The sequence below is a fragment of the Massilia sp. IC2-278 genome, assembly GCF_020708045.1.
In the GTDB taxonomy this organism is placed as follows: Bacteria; Pseudomonadota; Gammaproteobacteria; order Burkholderiales; family Burkholderiaceae_D; genus Telluria.
Genome location: NZ_JAJFES010000001.1, coordinates 137,257 through 154,504 on the forward strand (window position 1 = coordinate 137,257; position 17,248 = coordinate 154,504).

Annotated in this window: 15 protein-coding genes; 4 read left to right on the forward strand and 11 right to left on the reverse strand. The window is 65.2% G+C overall.

The features are described 5' to 3' along the window. Positions 1-98: 98 nt before the first annotated feature. From LK540_RS00615 to senB, 7 genes are all read right to left on the reverse strand, one after another. Positions 99-1,481 (reverse strand): TolC family outer membrane protein, encoded by a 1,383-nt coding sequence (locus tag LK540_RS00615; protein ID WP_229434998.1) that lies wholly within the window; start codon positions 1,479-1,481, stop codon positions 99-101. Then, a complete protein-coding gene (locus LK540_RS00620; RefSeq protein ID WP_229435000.1) occupies positions 1,481-2,902 on the reverse strand; it encodes an HlyD family type I secretion periplasmic adaptor subunit in 1,422 nt (473 codons plus the stop codon). The genes LK540_RS00615 and LK540_RS00620 overlap by 1 nt, the downstream gene beginning before the upstream one ends. Further along, a complete protein-coding gene (locus tag LK540_RS00625; RefSeq protein WP_229435001.1) occupies positions 2,899-4,620 on the reverse strand; it encodes a type I secretion system permease/ATPase in 1,722 nt (573 codons plus the stop codon). Before LK540_RS00625 ends, LK540_RS00620 begins: the two co-directional genes overlap by 4 nt. A gap of 5 nt (positions 4,621-4,625) precedes the next feature. Beyond that, complete coding sequence (locus LK540_RS00630; RefSeq protein ID WP_229435003.1) at positions 4,626-6,395, reverse strand: type I secretion system permease/ATPase; 1,770 nt, start codon at positions 6,393-6,395, stop codon at positions 4,626-4,628. Positions 6,396-6,863: 468 nt separating this feature from the next. After that, positions 6,864-8,027 carry a GGDEF domain-containing protein gene (locus tag LK540_RS00635; protein WP_229435005.1) on the reverse strand — a complete coding sequence of 388 codons (1,164 nt, stop codon included), beginning with the start codon at positions 8,025-8,027 and terminating at the stop codon, positions 6,864-6,866. A 184-nt stretch (positions 8,028-8,211) separates the two neighbouring features. After that, positions 8,212-9,261 (reverse strand): selenide, water dikinase SelD, encoded by a 1,050-nt coding sequence (selD, locus tag LK540_RS00640; RefSeq protein WP_229435007.1) that lies wholly within the window; start codon positions 9,259-9,261, stop codon positions 8,212-8,214. A 26-nt stretch (positions 9,262-9,287) separates the two neighbouring features. After that, complete coding sequence (senB, locus tag LK540_RS00645) at positions 9,288-10,268, reverse strand: selenoneine biosynthesis selenosugar synthase SenB (protein WP_229435009.1); 981 nt, start codon at positions 10,266-10,268, stop codon at positions 9,288-9,290. A 207-nt stretch (positions 10,269-10,475) separates the two neighbouring features. Between senB and LK540_RS00650 the strand changes: the two genes are divergently transcribed. After that, complete coding sequence (locus LK540_RS00650) at positions 10,476-10,721, forward strand: hypothetical protein (protein ID WP_229435010.1); 246 nt, start codon at positions 10,476-10,478, stop codon at positions 10,719-10,721. A 137-nt stretch (positions 10,722-10,858) separates the two neighbouring features. Here the strand turns inward: LK540_RS00650 and LK540_RS00655 are convergent, their stop codons facing one another. After that, positions 10,859-11,488, reverse strand: a complete 630-nt coding sequence (locus tag LK540_RS00655) for a hypothetical protein (RefSeq protein WP_229435012.1) — start codon at positions 11,486-11,488, stop codon at positions 10,859-10,861. Positions 11,489-11,642: 154 nt separating this feature from the next. Then, a complete protein-coding gene (locus LK540_RS25375) occupies positions 11,643-12,017 on the reverse strand; it encodes a YHYH domain-containing protein (protein ID WP_374041303.1) in 375 nt (124 codons plus the stop codon). A 185-nt stretch (positions 12,018-12,202) separates the two neighbouring features. On the opposite strand from LK540_RS25375, the gene LK540_RS00660 reads away from it, so the two are divergent. Then, positions 12,203-12,451, forward strand: coding sequence for a hypothetical protein (locus LK540_RS00660; protein WP_229435014.1), 249 nt, complete (start codon positions 12,203-12,205; stop codon positions 12,449-12,451). Positions 12,452-12,769: 318 nt separating this feature from the next. On the opposite strand, the gene LK540_RS00665 is transcribed toward LK540_RS00660, so the two are convergent. Beyond that, positions 12,770-14,335: a DEAD/DEAH box helicase gene (locus LK540_RS00665; RefSeq protein ID WP_229435016.1), complete on the reverse strand. Its 1,566-nt coding sequence runs from the start codon at positions 14,333-14,335 to the stop codon at positions 12,770-12,772. A 418-nt stretch (positions 14,336-14,753) separates the two neighbouring features. Further along, complete coding sequence (locus LK540_RS00670; protein ID WP_374041304.1) at positions 14,754-16,040, reverse strand: transglycosylase SLT domain-containing protein; 1,287 nt, start codon at positions 16,038-16,040, stop codon at positions 14,754-14,756. 444 nt (positions 16,041-16,484) lie between these two features. Here LK540_RS00670 and LK540_RS00675 point away from each other — a divergent pair, with 444 nt between their 5' ends. Together LK540_RS00675 and LK540_RS00680 are read left to right on the forward strand one after the other, a co-directional pair. After that, positions 16,485-17,054 carry a DUF1415 domain-containing protein gene (locus LK540_RS00675; protein ID WP_229435018.1) on the forward strand — a complete coding sequence of 190 codons (570 nt, stop codon included), beginning with the start codon at positions 16,485-16,487 and terminating at the stop codon, positions 17,052-17,054. Beyond that, complete coding sequence (locus LK540_RS00680) at positions 17,035-17,247, forward strand: DUF1289 domain-containing protein (RefSeq protein ID WP_229435020.1); 213 nt, start codon at positions 17,035-17,037, stop codon at positions 17,245-17,247. Before LK540_RS00675 ends, LK540_RS00680 begins: the two co-directional genes overlap by 20 nt. The last annotated feature ends 1 nt before the right edge of the window (position 17,248 follow it).

Sequence of the window (17,248 nt, forward strand, 5' to 3'; positions counted from 1 at the left end):
CAGAGTCCGTTGGCTTGTGGAAACATCAGTTACACCCAGCAATACCAAGATTCTCAGAGGCACCGGAAAACAACACTTTCCGGTAGCGATTTAACAATTCAAGGTTGCTGCGCCCCAGGGGGCGACACATTTCCTTTGGCCAGGCCGACCGCGAAGAAACGGTCGATCCGGTCGAGCTGGGCGGTATCGAAGGCGCCGGCCAGCACCGCCAGGCGCACGCCGGCGATCAGGTACAGGTAGCGCGCCTGGGCCAGGTCGCGCTCGGCGGTGGTGCGCTGCTGCTCGGCGTTCAGGATGTCGACCGTGGTGCGGCTGCCGGCGGCGAACGACTTGCGGTTCGACAGCACCACCTGTTCGCTCGAACGCACCGCCTGCTGCAGGGCGCGGATGCGCAGCGCACCTTCGGCGACGCTGGAGAATTCGCGGTAGACGCGCACCTCGAGGTCGCGCCCCAGGGCTTCCAGCGCGGCTTCGGCCCGGGTGCGCTCGGCCACCGCCTGGCGCGCCGCCGAATTCACGGCGCCGCCGGCATACAGCGGCACGTTCAGCTGCAGGCCGACCGATTTGTTGTTGTAGCGCGAGCCGATGCGGTCGATGCTGTCGCTCTCGTTGCGCGAGTAGTTGGCGACCAGGTCGAGGGTCGGCAGGTGCTGGGCACGGGCCTTGGTCACTTCCAGCCCGGCTGCTTTTACTTGCGCCTGCAGGGCCTTGATCTCGGGGCTGTTGGCGGCGGCGCGCGCGGTCCAGGCATCGAGCTCGGCGGCGGCCGGCGCGTTCGGCTCGAAGCGGGCGGCGTCGAGCGGCGCCACGGCGTCGAAGGGGACGGTGACCATGGTGCGCAGCTGTTTCAGGGCGACCAGGCGGTGCTGGCGCGCCTGCAGTTCGTCGGCGGTGTTCAGGTCGAGGCGGGCGCGCACTTCGTCGATGTCGGTGCGGGTGCCGGAGCCGGCTGCGAAGCCGCGTTCGGCCGCCGCCAGCTGGGTGGTGTAGGCCGCCCGCTGGCTGGATACCAGGGCGATCTGCTCGTCGGCCAGCAGCAGCTCGAAATAGGCTTCGCAAACGCGCACCGCCAGGTTCTGGGTGTCGCGTTCGAGGTTCGCTTCGGATTCGTCGACGCGGGCATAGGCCTGCTTCAGGTTGACGACGTCGCCGGCACGAATCAGCGGCTGGCGCAGCGACAGCACCTTGCTCGACGCGAAATACTCGCGCTCGCTCCTGACCGGCTGGGCGCCGAGGCTGGTGCTGTCGAGTTCTTCCTTGCTGCGCGCGAGGTTCATCGAGACGTTCGGCAGCAGGCGGGCGCGGGCCTGGGGCACGGCTTCGCGGCCGGCCTCGGCCTGGGCGCGCGCGGCCTGCAGGGTGGCGTCCTGCTGGCGCGCGGCGGCGTACACCTGCTGCAGGGTCAGGGTCTGGGCCGCAGCCGTGACGCTCGCACAGGCGAGCACGGACGCAACCAGGTTGGAAAGCAGACGGCGCTTCATTACTCTTCCTTCATCGACGCGGCCACGCGCTTGACCAGCGGGTGCAGCATGTAGGTCAGCAGCGAGCGTTCGCCGGTCTTGAAGACCAGTTCCGCCGGCATGCCCGGCTGCAGCTGGCGCGCGCCGAGTGTGTGCATGCCTTCCGGCGTGACGGTCACGCGCGCCAGGTAGTAGCTGACATTGGTCTGCGGGTCGGTCAGCAGGTCGGCCGACACGGTCAGCACCTTGCCGCTGACGACCAGCTGCGGCGAGTGCGCGAACGAGGAGAAGCGGATGTCGACTTCCTGGCCGTTGCGGACGCGGTCGACCAGCTGCGGCGGCACGTGGGCCTCGACGGTCAGGGCCGCGCCTTCGGGCACGATGTCCATCAGCTTCTGGGCCGGCTGGATCACGGCGCCGGGCGACTGCAGGGCCAGGCCGACCACGTGGCCGGCGGCCGGCGAGCGGATTTCCATGCGCGCCAGTTCCTCGCCGGCGGCGCGGAATTTTTCCTGGTCGGCCTGGACGTCGCGCAGCACTTCGGTCAGCTGGCGCGCGCTGTCCTGACGGTATTCGCTGCGGCGCTGGGTGGCGCGCTGGCTCGCTTCGGCGATGGCGGCGCGGGCACGCGCGATGTTGCCGAGCAGGTCGGCCGAGGCGCCGCGCGCGTCGGCCACCATGCGCTCGAGTTCGAGCTGGCGGTTGCGCGGCGCATAGCCTTCCTTCACCAGGTCGCGCGTGGCGTTCAGTTCCTCGGTCAGCAGGGCGAGCTGGGCGCGGCGGCTCTCCAGCAGGCCCTGGTAGCCGTCGATGGCGCTGCGCTGGCCGCGGATGCCGTCTTCGATGGCTTGCAGGTCGGCCTGCAGCGCCGCCTTGCGCGACACGAACAGCTGCTGCTGGGCCTCGATCTGCAGGCTCACGCCCGGGTCCTGGCGCGCTGCCTCGACGTCGGGGTGCAGGGCGATGGCGGCGGCGCCGTTCTGTTCAGCCAGCAGGCGCGACTCGGCCGCGCGTTCGTTCAGGTAGCGCAGGCGCACCGCCGTGAAGTTGGCGCGCGCCACGGCGCTGTCGAGTTCGACGAGCGGCTGGCCCTGCTTCACGAGGTCGCCCTCGCGCACCAGTACCTGCTTGATCAGGCCGCCGGTCAGGTGCTGCACCGGCTGGCGCTTGGTGTCGACCATCACGGTGCCGGGCGCAGGCACGCCTTCGTCGAGCGGGGCAAAGGCAACCCAGGCCAGCAAACCGGCCAGGCCCAGGGCCAGGGCCAGCTTGCCCAGGCGCAGGCTGCGCCGTGCGCGGCCGGCGGCGGCAGGCGCATCGCCCGCAGGCGGTTCATCGTTGGCGGCCGGGCCGCTGCCCGGCCACAGGTCGGCGCCGGCCTGCGGCAGGCCGGGCTGGACAGGATCGATCTCGCGTTGAGCAGTGTTGAATTGAGGTTTCATGGCGTTTGCGGAAGAGGTTGGGAAGCGGCGCGGCGCACTTCTGCGAGCACCTGCTCGGGCGTGCCGTCGCGTTCTACTTTGCCGTCGCGCAGCATGACCAGGCGGTCGGCGGCGGCCAGGATGGCCGGGCGGTGGGTAATCAGGAGCACGGTCTTGCCTTCGACTTTCAGCTGGCGCACCAGGGCGGTGAGCGCGGCTTCGCCGGCTTCGTCGAGGTTCGCGTTCGGCTCGTCGAGCACCACCAGGGCGGGCGAACCGTAGACCGCGCGCGCCAGGGCGATGCGCTGGCGCAGGCCGCCGGGCAGCTGCACGCCGTCGTTGTCGACCGGGGTGTCGTAGCCGCGCGGCAGGCGCAGGATGATGTCGTGCAGGCCGGTCTTCAGGGCCGCGCCGATCACCTGCTGCGAATCGATCTCGCCGAAGCGGGCGATGTTCTCGGCGATGCTGCCGTCGAACAGGCCGACGTCCTGCGGCAGGTAGCCGAGCTGGGCGCCGAACTGGCGGCGCGGGTAATCCTGCAGCGGGCGGCCGTCGAGCAGGGCTTCGCCGCTGATGTGCGGCCAGGCGCCGACCACCACGCGCGCCAGCGTCGACTTGCCCGAGCCCGAAGGGCCGACCACCACGGTGACGCTGCCGGCAGCCAGCGCCAGGTCGATGCCGTCGAGGATGGTGCGCGCGCCGCCCTGGGTGTGGGCGCTCAGGGCGCGCAGCTGCACGTTGCCGCGCAGGCGTTCCTGGGGCAGCTCATTCGCCATCGCGACGGGCGCGTTGCCCTGTTCCTGCAGCAGCGCGCGCAGGCGGCCGTAGGCCAGGCGGGCGTTGATCAGGCCGCGCCAGAGGCCGACCAGGCTGTCGATCGGGGCCAGTGCGCGCGTCATCAGCACGTTGGCGGCGAGCATGGCGCCGACCGAGAGCTGGCCGTCGATCACGAGCAGGCTGCCCAGGCCCAGCACCAGCGACTGCTGGGCATAGCGCACGAACTTGCTGACCGCGGTCACGCGGGCCGTGAAGCCCTGGAGTTCCAGGCCGCGCTGCAGCTGCTGGCCGTGCAGGCGGTTCCAGCGCTGCCACAGGTTGCCGAGCATGCCCATCGCTTCCAGCGCTTCGGCGCCGCGCAGCTTGGCGCGCAGCCAGCCCATCTCGGCGCCGGACGCTTTCGATGCCGCATCGGCCGGGGCCACGCTGCGGCCGTGGCCCTGCCAGGCCAGCAGGCACTGGATGGCGGCGAACACCAGGGCCAGCGCGCCCAGCGCCGGATGCAGCACGAACAGCACGGCGATGTAGATCGGCGCCCAGGGCGCGTCGAAGAAGGCCAGGATGCCGGGGCCGGTGAGGAACTGGCGCACCTGGATCAAGTCGGCCAGCGGACGGGTAGCGGTCGTGCCCTTGCCCTGCAGCGAGGCGGTGAAATCGGCGTCCATCAGCGGGCCGGCGAGGGCGGCGTCGAGGCGCTGCCCGGCCTGCACCAGCACCCGGGTGCGCCACCATTCGGCCAGCGCCACGCAGGCAAACATCGCCAGCGCGATCAGCGACACGGCGAGCAGGGTCAGCTCGCTGCGGCTGAGCAGCACGCGGTCATAGACCTGCAGCATGTAGATCGTGGGCGTGAGCATCAGCACATTGGTGAGCACGCTCAAGAGGCCGGCGTGGCCGAATTCGCGGCGCAGGGACGCAAGGGCCCCGCGCAGGCCGTTCTGGCCTGTCGTTTTGGTGGTCATGGGGATCAGCCTTTCGCGGTGGCGAGGGGAGGAGTGCTGCGCTGGACAGGTGCAGATGCCGGTGCAGCCGCGTCGGGAGCGTTCGCCCGGCGCAGCGCGGCCAGCACCTCCTCGCGCGGCCCGAAGCCGGCCTGCTGGCCTTCGCGCAGCAGCAGGATCTTGTCGGCCACCGCCAGCACGTTGGCGCGGTGGCTCATCACGACGAAGGTGCAGCCGCGTTCCTTGTGTTCGAGGATGGCGTGGACCAGGGCGGCGTCGCCGGCATCGTCCAGGCTGGAATTCGGTTCGTCGAGCACGACCAGCGCCGGGTTGCCGTACAGCGCGCGCGCCAGGGCGATGCGCTGGCGCTGGCCGCCGGAGAGCGCATTGCCGTTCGGGCCGACCGGTGTGTCGTAGCCCTGTGGCAGGGTGGCGATCAGCGGCTCCAGGTTGGCGCTGCGTGCGGCGGCTTCGACGGCGGTGCGGTCGACCGCGCCGAAGCGGCAGATGTTCTCGGCGACCGTGCCTTCGACCAGGTCGACCGCCTGCGGCAGGTAGCCCAGGTGCGGGCCGAGTTCGGCGCGCGGCCAGGCAAACACGTCGACGCCGTCGAGGCGCACCTTGCCCGAGGCGGCCGGCCACATGCCCAGCAGCAGGCGCGCCAGGCTCGACTTGCCGGCGCCCGACGGGCCCATGACCACCGCCACTTCGCCCGGCTGCAGGCCGAAGGCCAGGCCTTTCAGGATCGGGGCGCTGCTGCCTGGCGCAGTGGCGACCAGCTGCTCGACCGTCAGCGTGCCTTGTGGCGCCGGCAGCGGCATGCCCGGGGCGGCGCTCGGGACTGCCTTCAGCAGGGCTTCCAGGCGCTGGAACGATTCGAGTGCCGAGGCCACGCCCTGCCACTGGGTGACGATCTGAATGAAGGGCGCCAGCACGCGGCCGCCCAGGATGCCGGCGATGACCAGCATGGCGCTGCCGCCGTTCAGGGAATCGTGCAGCAGCAGCCAGCACGACAGGCCGAGCAGGGCCGAGTTGACCAGGTTCTGCAGCAGCTTCGACAGGGCCTGGTAGCCGCCGCCGCGCTTCGAGGCCTCGGCCTGGAGCGCGGTCGCTTCCATCTGCTTGCCGAACCAGCGCGTGCGCAGGGCGCCATACATGCCGAGCACGTCGATCACGGTGGCCTGCGACTGCAGGCGGTCGGCCTGCTGCTGGGCGGCGTAGCTGTTGCGGTTGGCCGCCAGCAGCGGCTCGCGCGTGCCGCGGCTGTTCAGCCAGCCGATCAGCACCTGCACCAGGGCCACGCCCAGGGCCACCACGCCCAGCAGCGGGCTGATGGCGAAGATCAGGGCCAGGAACAGCACCGCCAGCGGCGCGTCCATGGCGGCGGTGACGACCGGCGAATGGATGAAGTCGCGCACGGTACGCAGATCGTTCATGGCCTGTGCGCCGCCGCCCGGCAGCGATTTGCGGCTGGACTCGAAGGCGGCGTGGAAGACGCGGCGCGTCAGGCGCTCGTCGAGGTGGCAGGCGGCCGCATGCATCTGGTCGGCGCGCGCCCATTCCAGCACCTCCATCAGCAGGTAGGCGCCGAGCACGGCCAGGGTGAGCATGGCCAGGGTGGTGCCGTTCGCGCTGTTGACCACGCGGTCATAGACTTCGAGCATGTACCAGGACGGCGCCAGCACCAGCACGCCGCAGGCCAGGCTGAACCAGAGGGCCCTGCCCACGTAGGGCGACAGTTCGCGCAGTGCGGCGCGCAGTTCGGAGAGAGAAGACGATCGTGCCGGCGAATTCATCGATAGGATGCTTGGAAAATGATTGCTGGGGTGGGGAGCACGCGGCCGGGCATCGAGCGCTGCGGACGACTACCTGTTTCCGACCGCCCGACGCTGTCTTTCGCCTGCCGCTTTTGTTGCCAGTTGCTCTAAAACGGATGGAAAGTCCTGGTCACAGCCAAAATGGTAGCAGAGCACATTGATGTGCGGAAACAGTAATATCCGCAAACAATGATCTGGATCGCGTCGGGAACGCGAAAAACAACACTCCATGGCGATTCTGTCAGCACGCCCCGTGACAGAGCGTTAACGAGGCGTGCAAGGGAAATAACGCATTGTTCCTGTAGGAAACATCCTACATGACAACTTGTCATTCGTCCAGAGGGCTTGCGGGCTTTTCCGGTTTGGTGGGGTTGCTGCGGGCAGGCTGCGCCAGGCCGGAAGGTCCGGCCGCTGGCGCACGCGTTCAGGGTAGGAAGGAGAAGGGCGTCAGAGCACGACGCTGCGGTTGCGTCCCGCCGACTTGGCGGCGTACAGGGCGCGGTCGGCGCGTTCGATGGCCTGGTCGATGGGCTCGCCGTCTTCGTAGCGGGCGAAACCGGCCGAGAAGCGCACGCGCAGATCAGGCAGGGTGGGACTGGCCGGCATCACGGCCAGGGTGTCGCGCAGGCGCGCCACGCCCAGGGTCGGTTCGCCCGGCGGGGTTTCCGGCAGCAGCAGCAGGAATTCCTCGCCGCCCCAGCGCCCGATCATGTCGGTGCCGCGCAGTACCTGCTGGGCCTGGTTGGCAAAGGCGCGCAGCACGGCGTCGCCGGCGGCGTGGCCGAAGGTATCGTTGATGCTCTTGAAGTGATCCAGGTCGATGATGCAGACGTAGAAGCGCGGGCCGCCGCGCGCATGGCGCGTCGCGTGTTCCTGCAGCAGGGTCATCATGCGGCGCCGGTTCGGCAGGCCGGTCAGTTCGTCGCGCGCCGCCATCTCGTTGATGTGGGTAAGCGCCTGCTCAAGGGCGATCTTCTGGGTCTTGACGCGGGTGCGCATGTCCATCAACTGGCCGGACAGCTGCGACATGGCCAGCATCACCACCGCCGTCAGCGCGAAATTGAAGAGTTCGAGGCGCGCCGGGTAGAGTTCGGGCTGGTGGCGCACGCACCAGTACATCACTGCGCCCATCACCGCCACCGTGTACAGGCTGGCCACGCGCAGGGCGGCGGGGCGCAGGCTGAACATGCCGAACACCATCACCAGCGACAGCATGATGACGGTGGCGCCATGCACCGGGCCGGTCATGGCGTAGCCGGTAGCGATCAGGCTCTGGGCCGAGATCACCTGGGGCAGGGCCAGGGTGGGATCGCTGAAGCGGCGGTTCAGGCCGCTGCGGATGGTGGTGTAGAAGCCGACCATGAACAGGCCGAACAGGCCGGCCAGCCAGGCAATATGCTTCGCCTGCGCGACGCCGATCATGGTGGCATAGGCGAGCAGCACCACGACGGTCGCGGTGACGAGGGCGGCCAGCAGCAGCAGGCTGAGCGTGCGGCGCTGGCGGCTGTCGGTCGTCAGGATCGCATCGCCCAGCCGGGTCAGCCAGCTGGGGAGGCGCTCGAGCTCAGGGTCAGGATCGGGGGGCGCGGATGCGGCCACGGGCGTCGGCATGTGTCTCAAGAAGTCGTCGTGGGTATCGAAGTCCGGTCTGCGCCGGCGCAGCGATTATACAACCGACAATTCTCAAGAAGATAACTTGTTGCCGTGGGGATGCAAAATAATTGCTTAGACAAGTGTTGAAAGTATGTCAGCCGCAACAATTCGCAGAGCGCGGCTGACATTGCCTCCCACGGAATCAGGCCTGCACGACGACGCGCGCGCTGCCCGCTTCCATGCGGCCGACGACGCGGGCCTCACCGAAACCTTCGCGTGCGAACAGGGCCAGCACGGCGTCGGCCGCTTCCGGCGCGCACGACACCAGCAGGCCGCCCGAGGTTTGCGGGTCGGTCAGCAGCGCGCGCTGGGCAGCGGTGATGCCGTCGGCCAGGGCCACGTCCTTGCCGTAGGCATCCCAGTTGCGGCCGGATGCGCCGGTAAAGTAGCCGTCGTGGGCCAGCTGCAGCACCCCGGGCAGCAGGGGAATCGCCTCCATGTCGAGCCGCGCTTCGAGCCCGGCGCCGCGCGCCAGTTCCAGCAGGTGGCCGAGCAGGCCGAAGCCGGTGACATCGGTCAGGGCGTGGACGCCGTCCATCTCGGCCAGCAGCTTGCCCGGCTTGTTCAGTTTGGTGGTGTTGGCGATCATCGCGGCATAGCCATCCTCGCCCAGCGCGTCCTTCTTCAATGCGGCCGAAAGCACGCCCACGCCCAGCGGTTTGCCGAGGATCAGCACGTCGCCGGCGCGGGCGTCGGCATTGCGCTTCACGCGGTCCGGGTGCACCAGGCCCATCACCACCAGGCCGTAGATCGGCTCCACCGAGTCGATGGTGTGGCCGCCGGCGATCGGGATGCCGGCTTCGGCGCACACCGATTCGCCGCCGCGGATGATGTCGCCGATGGTTTCCAGAGGCAGCTTGTTGATCGGCATGCCGACCAGGGCCAGGGCCATGATCGGGGTGCCGCCCATGGCGTACACGTCGGAGATGGCATTGGTGGCCGCTATGCGGCCGAAGTCGAAGGGATCGTCGACGATCGGCATGAAGAAGTCGGTGGTGGCGATCAGCGCCTGCTCGTCGTTGAGTTTATAGACGGCGGCGTCGTCGGCCGTCTCGATGCCGACCATCAATTGCGGCGGCACGGGGAAGCCGCTCGACTTCTTCAGGATCTCGGCCAGCACGCCGGGGGCGATCTTGCAGCCGCAGCCGCCGCCGTGGGAGAAGGAAGTCAGTTTGATGGGTTGGTCGCTCATGTTCGGTTCCAGGGTTGTTGACGTATTCAGGACGCGCTCGCGCGCAGCAGATTATCCACCAAGTCGCACAAGGCTGCTTGCTCGGCGGCCGGGGCGAACAGCGGGGCGCGCGCGGCGCACTGGCGGCACAGCAGGGAATCGAATGCCGGGTCGCTTGCGATACGGTCGAGCAGCTGGGCCAGGGCGGCGGCGTCGCCGGGCGGGAAATAGCCGGCGTAGTCGTTCCCGAGCATGCCGCGGTTGCCGTCGATGTTCGAAGCCAGCACCGGCACGCCGCTGGTGACGGCTTCGATGATGACGTTGGCGCCGCCTTCCATGTGGGAGGCGATGACCATGGCCGCGCAGCGTTTCAGGCGCTGGCGCGTGGCGGCGTGGGACATCGGGCCGAGCCAGCGGTAGCGTGGGCATGCCTGTTCCGTGTCGCCTGCCGCCTCGGCCAGGGCCGGATCGAGGGCGCTGCCGATGTGCAGCAGGCGCAGGCGCGGGTGCGTCACCAGTTGCGCGGCGCGCATGAAGGTCTGCGGGTCTTTCTCAAGGCGCAGGTGGCCGATCATGCAGACATCGAATTGGCGCCGGTTCGTTTCTGGTGGCGGGCGCAGGGTGGGCGCGGACTGGTAGATCACGCGGGCCCTGGCGCGCAGCGGTGGCGGCAGGCGTTCCAGGCCGGCTTCCTGCAGCACGACCAGGGCGCTGGCGTGCTCGAGCGAAGCGCGGGCTTCAAGCGAGGTGTCGATGTCGCGGTACAGGTCGGTGCCGGTCAGGACCAGGATGCTGGGCCGGTGCGGATGGCGTTCGCAGAAGGCAGCCAGTGCGGCGGCCGAGCGCCGCGCGTGCAGGGCGATCAGGAGGTCGGGCTCGGGCTGGCCAGCATCCGGCCAGCTTCCGGCAACGCGCACGCGGTAGTCCATGCCGAGGAAACGCGCCCAGCGGCTGGCCGTTTGCCAATTGCCATTGTTGTCGCTGGCGGCGGCCGGGCTAACGATGGTAATGCGGGAGCGGGTGGTCACGTTGCAGAAGGCAATGGAAGAGGGCGCGATTATACGGCGGGTGGCGCCGGCGCGGTCTTACGCGACGAAAAGTGCTTTGAGAACAGGAAACCGGCGATCAGTGGGATTGGGACAGCATCGTCCTACGCCCGTGGCCGCTATGGGACTATGTTTGCGCAGTAGGCGCAGGATTATCATGGGACCACATTTCATGAGGAGGAGGTCAGCATGTCGATGCAAAGCGAAGTCGAGGACACCAAAGGACGGGATGCTCACGGAAGCACAGGTAGCGACGCGGGCAGTGCCGAGAGCGTCAACACCAGCGGCACGGCCGATAGCGGCGCCCAAGGGAAGCCGGGCGCAGGGAACGGCAACCAGCAGTCCGGCCAGCACACTGGCCAGCAAGACGCGATGCCCCCGAGCCAGACCGACGATGACCAGTACGACCAGGGCACCGTGCAGCGCGAGTCCTGACCGCCCCGGCTGGTCGACGCTGGCTGGCCGAGGGTCATACTGCTGACTGGCCAGCAATTGCAGCTGTCGTGCGCGACTTGGGATGAATAATCGGACCGGCCGCGTGTCCGCGCTGGGGAAATTTTGCCTACCGGCGTCTACTGTACGGTATAGCGTAGTTCGTCAAACTCGGCACTTCGTAAGCGCACCTGGTCGCCCGATGCAAATTGAATGCCTTCAAGATAGCCAATTTCGACTGTTTTGCCAGGAGCGACTTGGAAGGATCGTTGGTTTACAGCTCCAGTTGTCGGATTGCGTGTTGCCATCAACACTGGCAGTTGCATGGCTGATATGTTCGTGAACATCGCTACTAAACCACGGCCCATTGCAGAGCGGCGCATTTCGATTCGCACTGGTACAGCGGGCAGGCGAGACTTTTCCTGCTCAAGCGCGGCTTGCACGGACTCTGTCCTAGCTTTCTCCAATGCTAGGGCTTGCTCTTTGCTTTCCACTTCAGACGAAAGTTGAGCCGACTTACTGGCTAATGTTTGTGCGTCGGTACGAGCAGCATTCAGGTCTGTCTTTAGCTCAGCCGCACGGGCGACTTCTTTGGCAATCTCTAACTGTAAGGTTGCAACGGTTGCCTTCTGGGCGTCGAGGTCGCGGGTAGCTTGATAGTAGAGTGCTGCCAGGGCTACGGACGCGGCTGCAAGAGTAGCGACAGCAACCTTCAAGGTGAGGGACGAATTTGGTTGCCGGGAAACCGGTGAAGACAATTGGGCGCTCATGGATTCTTTCCGTACTCAGGTCAAGGGCTCGCGCGATAGGGAATGAGTTTAACCATTAGTAGGATAAGTGTCCATTGAGCAATACTAGCTTGCCAGGATAAGCGCTTGAGCATAAGTCGGCAGTAAATGCGAGGTTAAGCTCATCCGATTTGGATCAACAGCCACTGTAGTTCTTGCGGCCACTAGCAGTAAGGGTGTATGTACCGCCTCGGGGGCCTGTATAACAAGTTGACCCTGTGGGTCGATTATTTTGAAGCCGCTGCGCCTGCGACGGAGTTACTAGTTGCTGGGATTCGCGCTTTCTGCTGGGTTCATTCGCAACGGATTGGCTCGGTCTCGGTGCAGACACTTGCGGAGCTCGGTGGCAGTGGTAATCGCCTGTCTTGCGGTTGTTATGGCATCCCTGCGCATTCAGCCCACCGCCGTGGGCAAGCGCTTCCGAACCTGTCACTAAACCCAGAGCGAGAAATAGCAGGGAAAGTTGTTGTTTTCGCTTTCTATTCTCTGAGTACTCGGCTATGCCTCCCATAAAGATTCCTTGTTTTGTTGTTAGAAACTCATGCTACTACAAAATTTAATGGGTGAAACTATTCAAATACCACTACCCAGCTGCATTGCCACTGTACTACCGTGTAACGACCAAATCGTATTATCTTGTTAAAACGAAACAATCAATTTAAACTAAGATTGCAGAACTTATAAGAATTGAGGGGAATGATGAAGCACATGATTGGTCTAGCAGTTGTCGCGTTAGCATTGGTGGGATGCGGTAACAAAGCGCCTGAAATCGCAGCCGACAGTGGCAGCAATAGTGGAGACAATGTCGCTAGGTGCACCGAGCGCGGCGTCGCATACTTCAAAGAAATTGGTTCGTACCCGACGCTGACGAGCGCTCCAAATGCTGGCCGTGCGGCGGAGGATGTGGCAATGGAACGTTGCCAGCGCACGTTGACCGCTTTTTGACGATAAAAATCGTCCTTTTTAACTAGAGAAGTTAAGCATGCTTAATGTGGAAACTCCCTCTGTCCAATAGTCATATCAGCCTAGGACACGGCATGCGTTGACATCTGTTTTTGGCCGATAGCGGACAGTCGGAATGCTTAAGTGTACGAGTTCGTTTATCAATGCAAACGCGAGTTTTGCCAGGCATTCCCGATATGAATTTATAGGCGCGTCATAACGTAAGCCCCAGGCAGCAGGGTGTATGTCGTGCGACGACATACAGGGACGAAAAAAAACGGCTGCCATAGCAGCCGTTCTTTATTCAGATCACGTCAGCGATCAGTTGTCGCCGAAAGTGCGGCGCGCGCCTTCGAACGAACGCGGATGCGCGTTGCCGCTGCGGAAGCCGCCTTCACGGCGCTGGCCGCCTTCGCGCGGCGCTGCGTCGCGGTTGTAGCCGCGGTCACGGTTGTAGCCGCCTTCACGCGGTGCCGCGTCGCGGTTATAACCACCTTCACGCGGTGCCGAGTTATGACCACCTTCGCGCGGTCCGGCGTCCCGGTTGTAACCGCCACCCTGCGGTGCGCCATCACGCTGGCCGTAAGGCTTGCTGAAGCTGCGCTGGCCCGGCTTGGCGGCGCTGCGGCCGTCGCCTGGTTTCCAGCCGGGACGGGCGCCGCCGCGCGATGCCGGTGCGGCACGCTTCGGCTCGAAACCTTCCACCACGTTGACCGGAATCAGCTGCTTGGTGAAACGCTCGATGCGCTTGACGTTGATGCCTTCGGCGTGGTTCACCAGCGAGATGGCGAGACCGTTGCGGCCTGCACGGCCGGTACGGCCGATACGGTGCACGTAGTCCTCAGGGAACTTCGGCAGGTCGTAGTTCACCACGTGGGTGATGGTCGGCACGTCGATGCCGCGGGCGGCAACGTCAGTGGCCACCAGCACGCGCACCTGGCCGCGGCGCATGCTGTCCAGGGTGCGGTTGCGCGCGCCCTGGTGCATGTCGCCGTGCAGCGCGGCGGCTGCGAAGCCGGCGATGTTCAGGCGGTCGGCGATCATGTCGGCGTCGCGCTTGGTGGCGGTGAAGACCACGGCCTGGTCCATCGTGTCGTCGCGCAGCAGGTGGTCGAGCAGGCGGTTCTTGTGCGACAGGTCGTCGACGAAGTGCACGCGCTGGACGATGTTTTCATGGCGGTTGGCCGCGCTCATGATCTGGATCGTCTGCGGATTCTTGGTGATGCGGCGCGCCATGTTGCCGACCACGCCGTCGAGCGTTGCCGAGAACAGCATGGTCTGGCGGGTTTCCGGCGTCGCGGCGACGATTTTCTCGATGTCGTCGATGAAGCCCATGTCCAGCATGCGGTCGGCTTCGTCCAGCACCAGGATTTCCAGTTGCGAGAAGTCGATCTTGCCCGATTCCATGTGGTCGATCAGGCGGCCTGGGGTTGCGACCAGGATTTCAGGATTCTTGGCCAGCAGTTGCATCTGCTTCGGGTAAGGCATGCCGCCCAGGATCGAGACGGCGCGGATGCGGCGCATCGAGGTGGTGTACTGCTCGGTCGCGGTGGTCACTTGCAGGGCCAATTCGCGGGTCGGGGTCAGGACCAGCATCTTCGGCTTGGCGGCGGTAAAGCGAACGCGCTCGCCGCGCGAGCGGGCCGACTGCGCTTCTTGCGCAGGGGTGCGGCCGGCAGGTGCAGGCTCGGCGCTGGCCAGCTTGTGCAGGGCCGGCAGCATGAATGCCGCGGTCTTGCCCGAACCGGTTTGCGACGAGACCAGCAGGTCGCGGCCGCCGATGGCGGCAGGGATGGCCTGTTCCTGGACTGGCGTCGGCTTGGTGTAACCGGCTGCGGCGACTGCCTGGACGAGGGACGCGTGGAGACCTAGTGCTTCAAAACTCATTGTTTAATTTTCTTTCGGTAGAAATCAGCGCTCATGGATGATTTCGGAGCGCAAAATAGCAACGCGAACCAACACAACGAAATGACTCAAAAATGAAAGAAATTTCGGCACAAAAGCTTTGCGCCGGGACGGTGTCAAGGTGCGACACGCAGGGCGGGAGGGCTTTATGGGAGGGTATCTGATTGATACGCCTGGCTTGCGAAGCTGCTAGTAAATCGGTACTGACGCTGCCACGGCCATGAGTCTGGCGACTCAGGAATCACGTTCATTTTGCAGCGCACAAACGACACTATACAGCAGAATCGATCTGCTTGCACAGCGCCGTCCATTTGATGTTGCGCAAACAGCGGACTTGATAAAAGTCCGCTGCCTGGCGAGGAGGGCAGGAAAGCGGGTGCTTGGCCCGCCTGGGGGCGTCTCAGCGGTGCTTGCGCTTGCTGGACACGGCCACCGACTTGCTCTTGTAGCGTTGGGTGCGCGCGCCGCTGCGTTTCTCGCCGCGGTCGGCTTCCAGGGCCATCACGGCGTTCTCGACGATGTTGTCGGCGATGTCGCTGTGCATGCTGGCCGAGGTCTTCGGCACCAGGATGGTCGAGCCGGCCTTCAGGCGGGTTTGCGCCGGAATATTGTTGGCCTGGCGGATGATTTCCGGGGTGGTGCCGAACTTCGATGCCAGCGAGGTGATGCTTTCCTTGGCGCCGGTGATCTTGTGCGTGGTCCAGCTCGACAGCGCCTGGCCCCATTGCGCCAGGTTCAGGTGGAACTTTTCCGCGTTTTCCTTCGGCAGCAGGATCTTGGTCTTTTCGTCGCCGGTGATGACCGGGCGCTTGAACTGCGGGTTCAGGGCCTTGAATTCGGCGAGCGACATTTCGGCCAGCTGGGCGGCCACGGCGATGTCGATGTCGCTGGTCTTGTCGACCGCGGTGAAATAAGGCTGGTTGTCGATCACCGGCAAATTGACGCCGTACTGGCCCGGGTTGGCGACGATGTTCTTCACGGCCTGCAGCTTCGGCACGTAATTGCGGGTCTCGGCCGGCATCAGGTCGGCCAGGCTTTCGAAGTCGGTCGGCTTGCCGGCTTCCTGGTTACGCTTGATGGCTTTCTGCACGTTGCCTTCGCCCCAGTTGTAGGCGGCCAGGGCCAACTGCCAGTCGCCGAACATGGTGTACAGGCGCTGCAGGTAAGTCAGGGCAGCGTCGGTCGAGGCCAGCACGCCGCGGCGCTCGTCCTTGAACATGTTCTGCTTCAGGTTGAAGTCTTTACCTGTACCCGGCACGAACTGCCAGATGCCGGCGGCGTCGGCGCTCGACAGGGCTTGCGGGTTGAAGGCGGATTCGATGATCGGCAGCAGGGCCAGTTCGGTCGGCATGCCGCGCTTTTCCAGCTCCTGCACCACGTGGTACATGTAGAGCGAGGCGCGGCCGGAAATGCGGGCCATGTACTCCGGCTTGGCGCTGTACGACTTGGCGTGGCGCTCGACCAGGTTGTTGTTGATGTCGGGAATGGCGTAACCGCTGCGGATACGGCCCCAGACGTCGGTTTCCTTGTATTCGTCGACCTTCAGCGAGGCGGCGGTGGCCGGACCTGCGGTGCGGGAGAGGGTGGCGCTTACGGTGGCATTCGCCGGCGCGGCATCGATGGCCATGGCGAGCGGTGCGGAACACAGCAGCACGATCGCAGCGGCAAGGGAAGTGTAGCGGGTCATGTCGTTGTTGGCTTTCCAGTGTTGCGTCCAGGAACGGCGGGACTGACGATAAGGGGGCAGTGTAAGGAGGGGCTGTTGAGACAGTCAAGCAATAAGTCCCCTCGGTTACAAATTTTTCTGTCTACTCAATATGCTAACAGGCAATACTTTATGGAACTTTTTGACGGGGTATCGCATCTTTATTTGGTATCGACGCAGGAGAGTATCGGTTTCCTGCCAAGGTACTCCCGCCGGGTATGCGAAAAATTGCCGTGCGGAAGATATTCCTTGAAGCAATAAACTGAAGTGTGGCTGCCTTTCCGGAACGTCAATCGACCTGGCGATCCGGCCTGCCTGCTGACGTTTCCAACTTACCCGGCGCGCATTGCCGGTCTATGAGCGCACGCAAACTCTGCGTACAATCGCGCTTTCGCCCCAGGCGTTTCTTCTTATCGAAAGCACTACATGAGCAAGCCCAACCTGAACGCCGACGACGACGCGATCGTCGCCGCCACCCGCCGCTGGCTGGAGAAAGCCGTCATCGGCCTGAACCTGTGTCCGTTCGCCAAGTCGGTGTATGTGAAGGAGCAGGTGCGCTACGTCGTGTCGCCGGCGCGCACGCCCGAAGAGCTGCTCGAACAATTGATGGACGAGCTGCAGCTGCTGTCCGATACCCCGGCCGAGAAAACCGACACCACGCTGCTGATCCACCCTTTCGTGCTCGATGATTTCCTCGACTACAACGAATTCCTCGACGTGGCCGACGCCGCGGTCGAGGACATGCACCTCGACGGCGAGCTGCAGGTGGCCAGCTTCCATCCGGAGTACCAGTTCGCCGACACCGACAAGAACGACATCGAGAACTTCACCAACCGCGCGCCGTATCCGATCCTGCAGCTGCTGCGCGAAGACAGCATCGAGCGCGCCGTCGAGGCCTTCCCGGACGCCGCCGAGATCTTCGAACGCAATATCGAGACTATGGAAAAACTGGGCCACGAAGGCTGGGACAAGCTCGATGTCGGACCAGCACGCTAAGCCGCCGGCGCCGGTTCCGCAGCGTCCCGACACACCTTGCGTCGCGGTATGCTCGACCACCTTCGACGAAATCTGCCGCGGCTGCGGCCGTACCGTGGCCGAAGTCGCGAACTGGGTCTCGATGGATGCCGCGCAGAAGGAAGTCGTGTGGCAGCGCATCCTGGCCCAGGGCTATCCGCGCCGGAATACCTGAT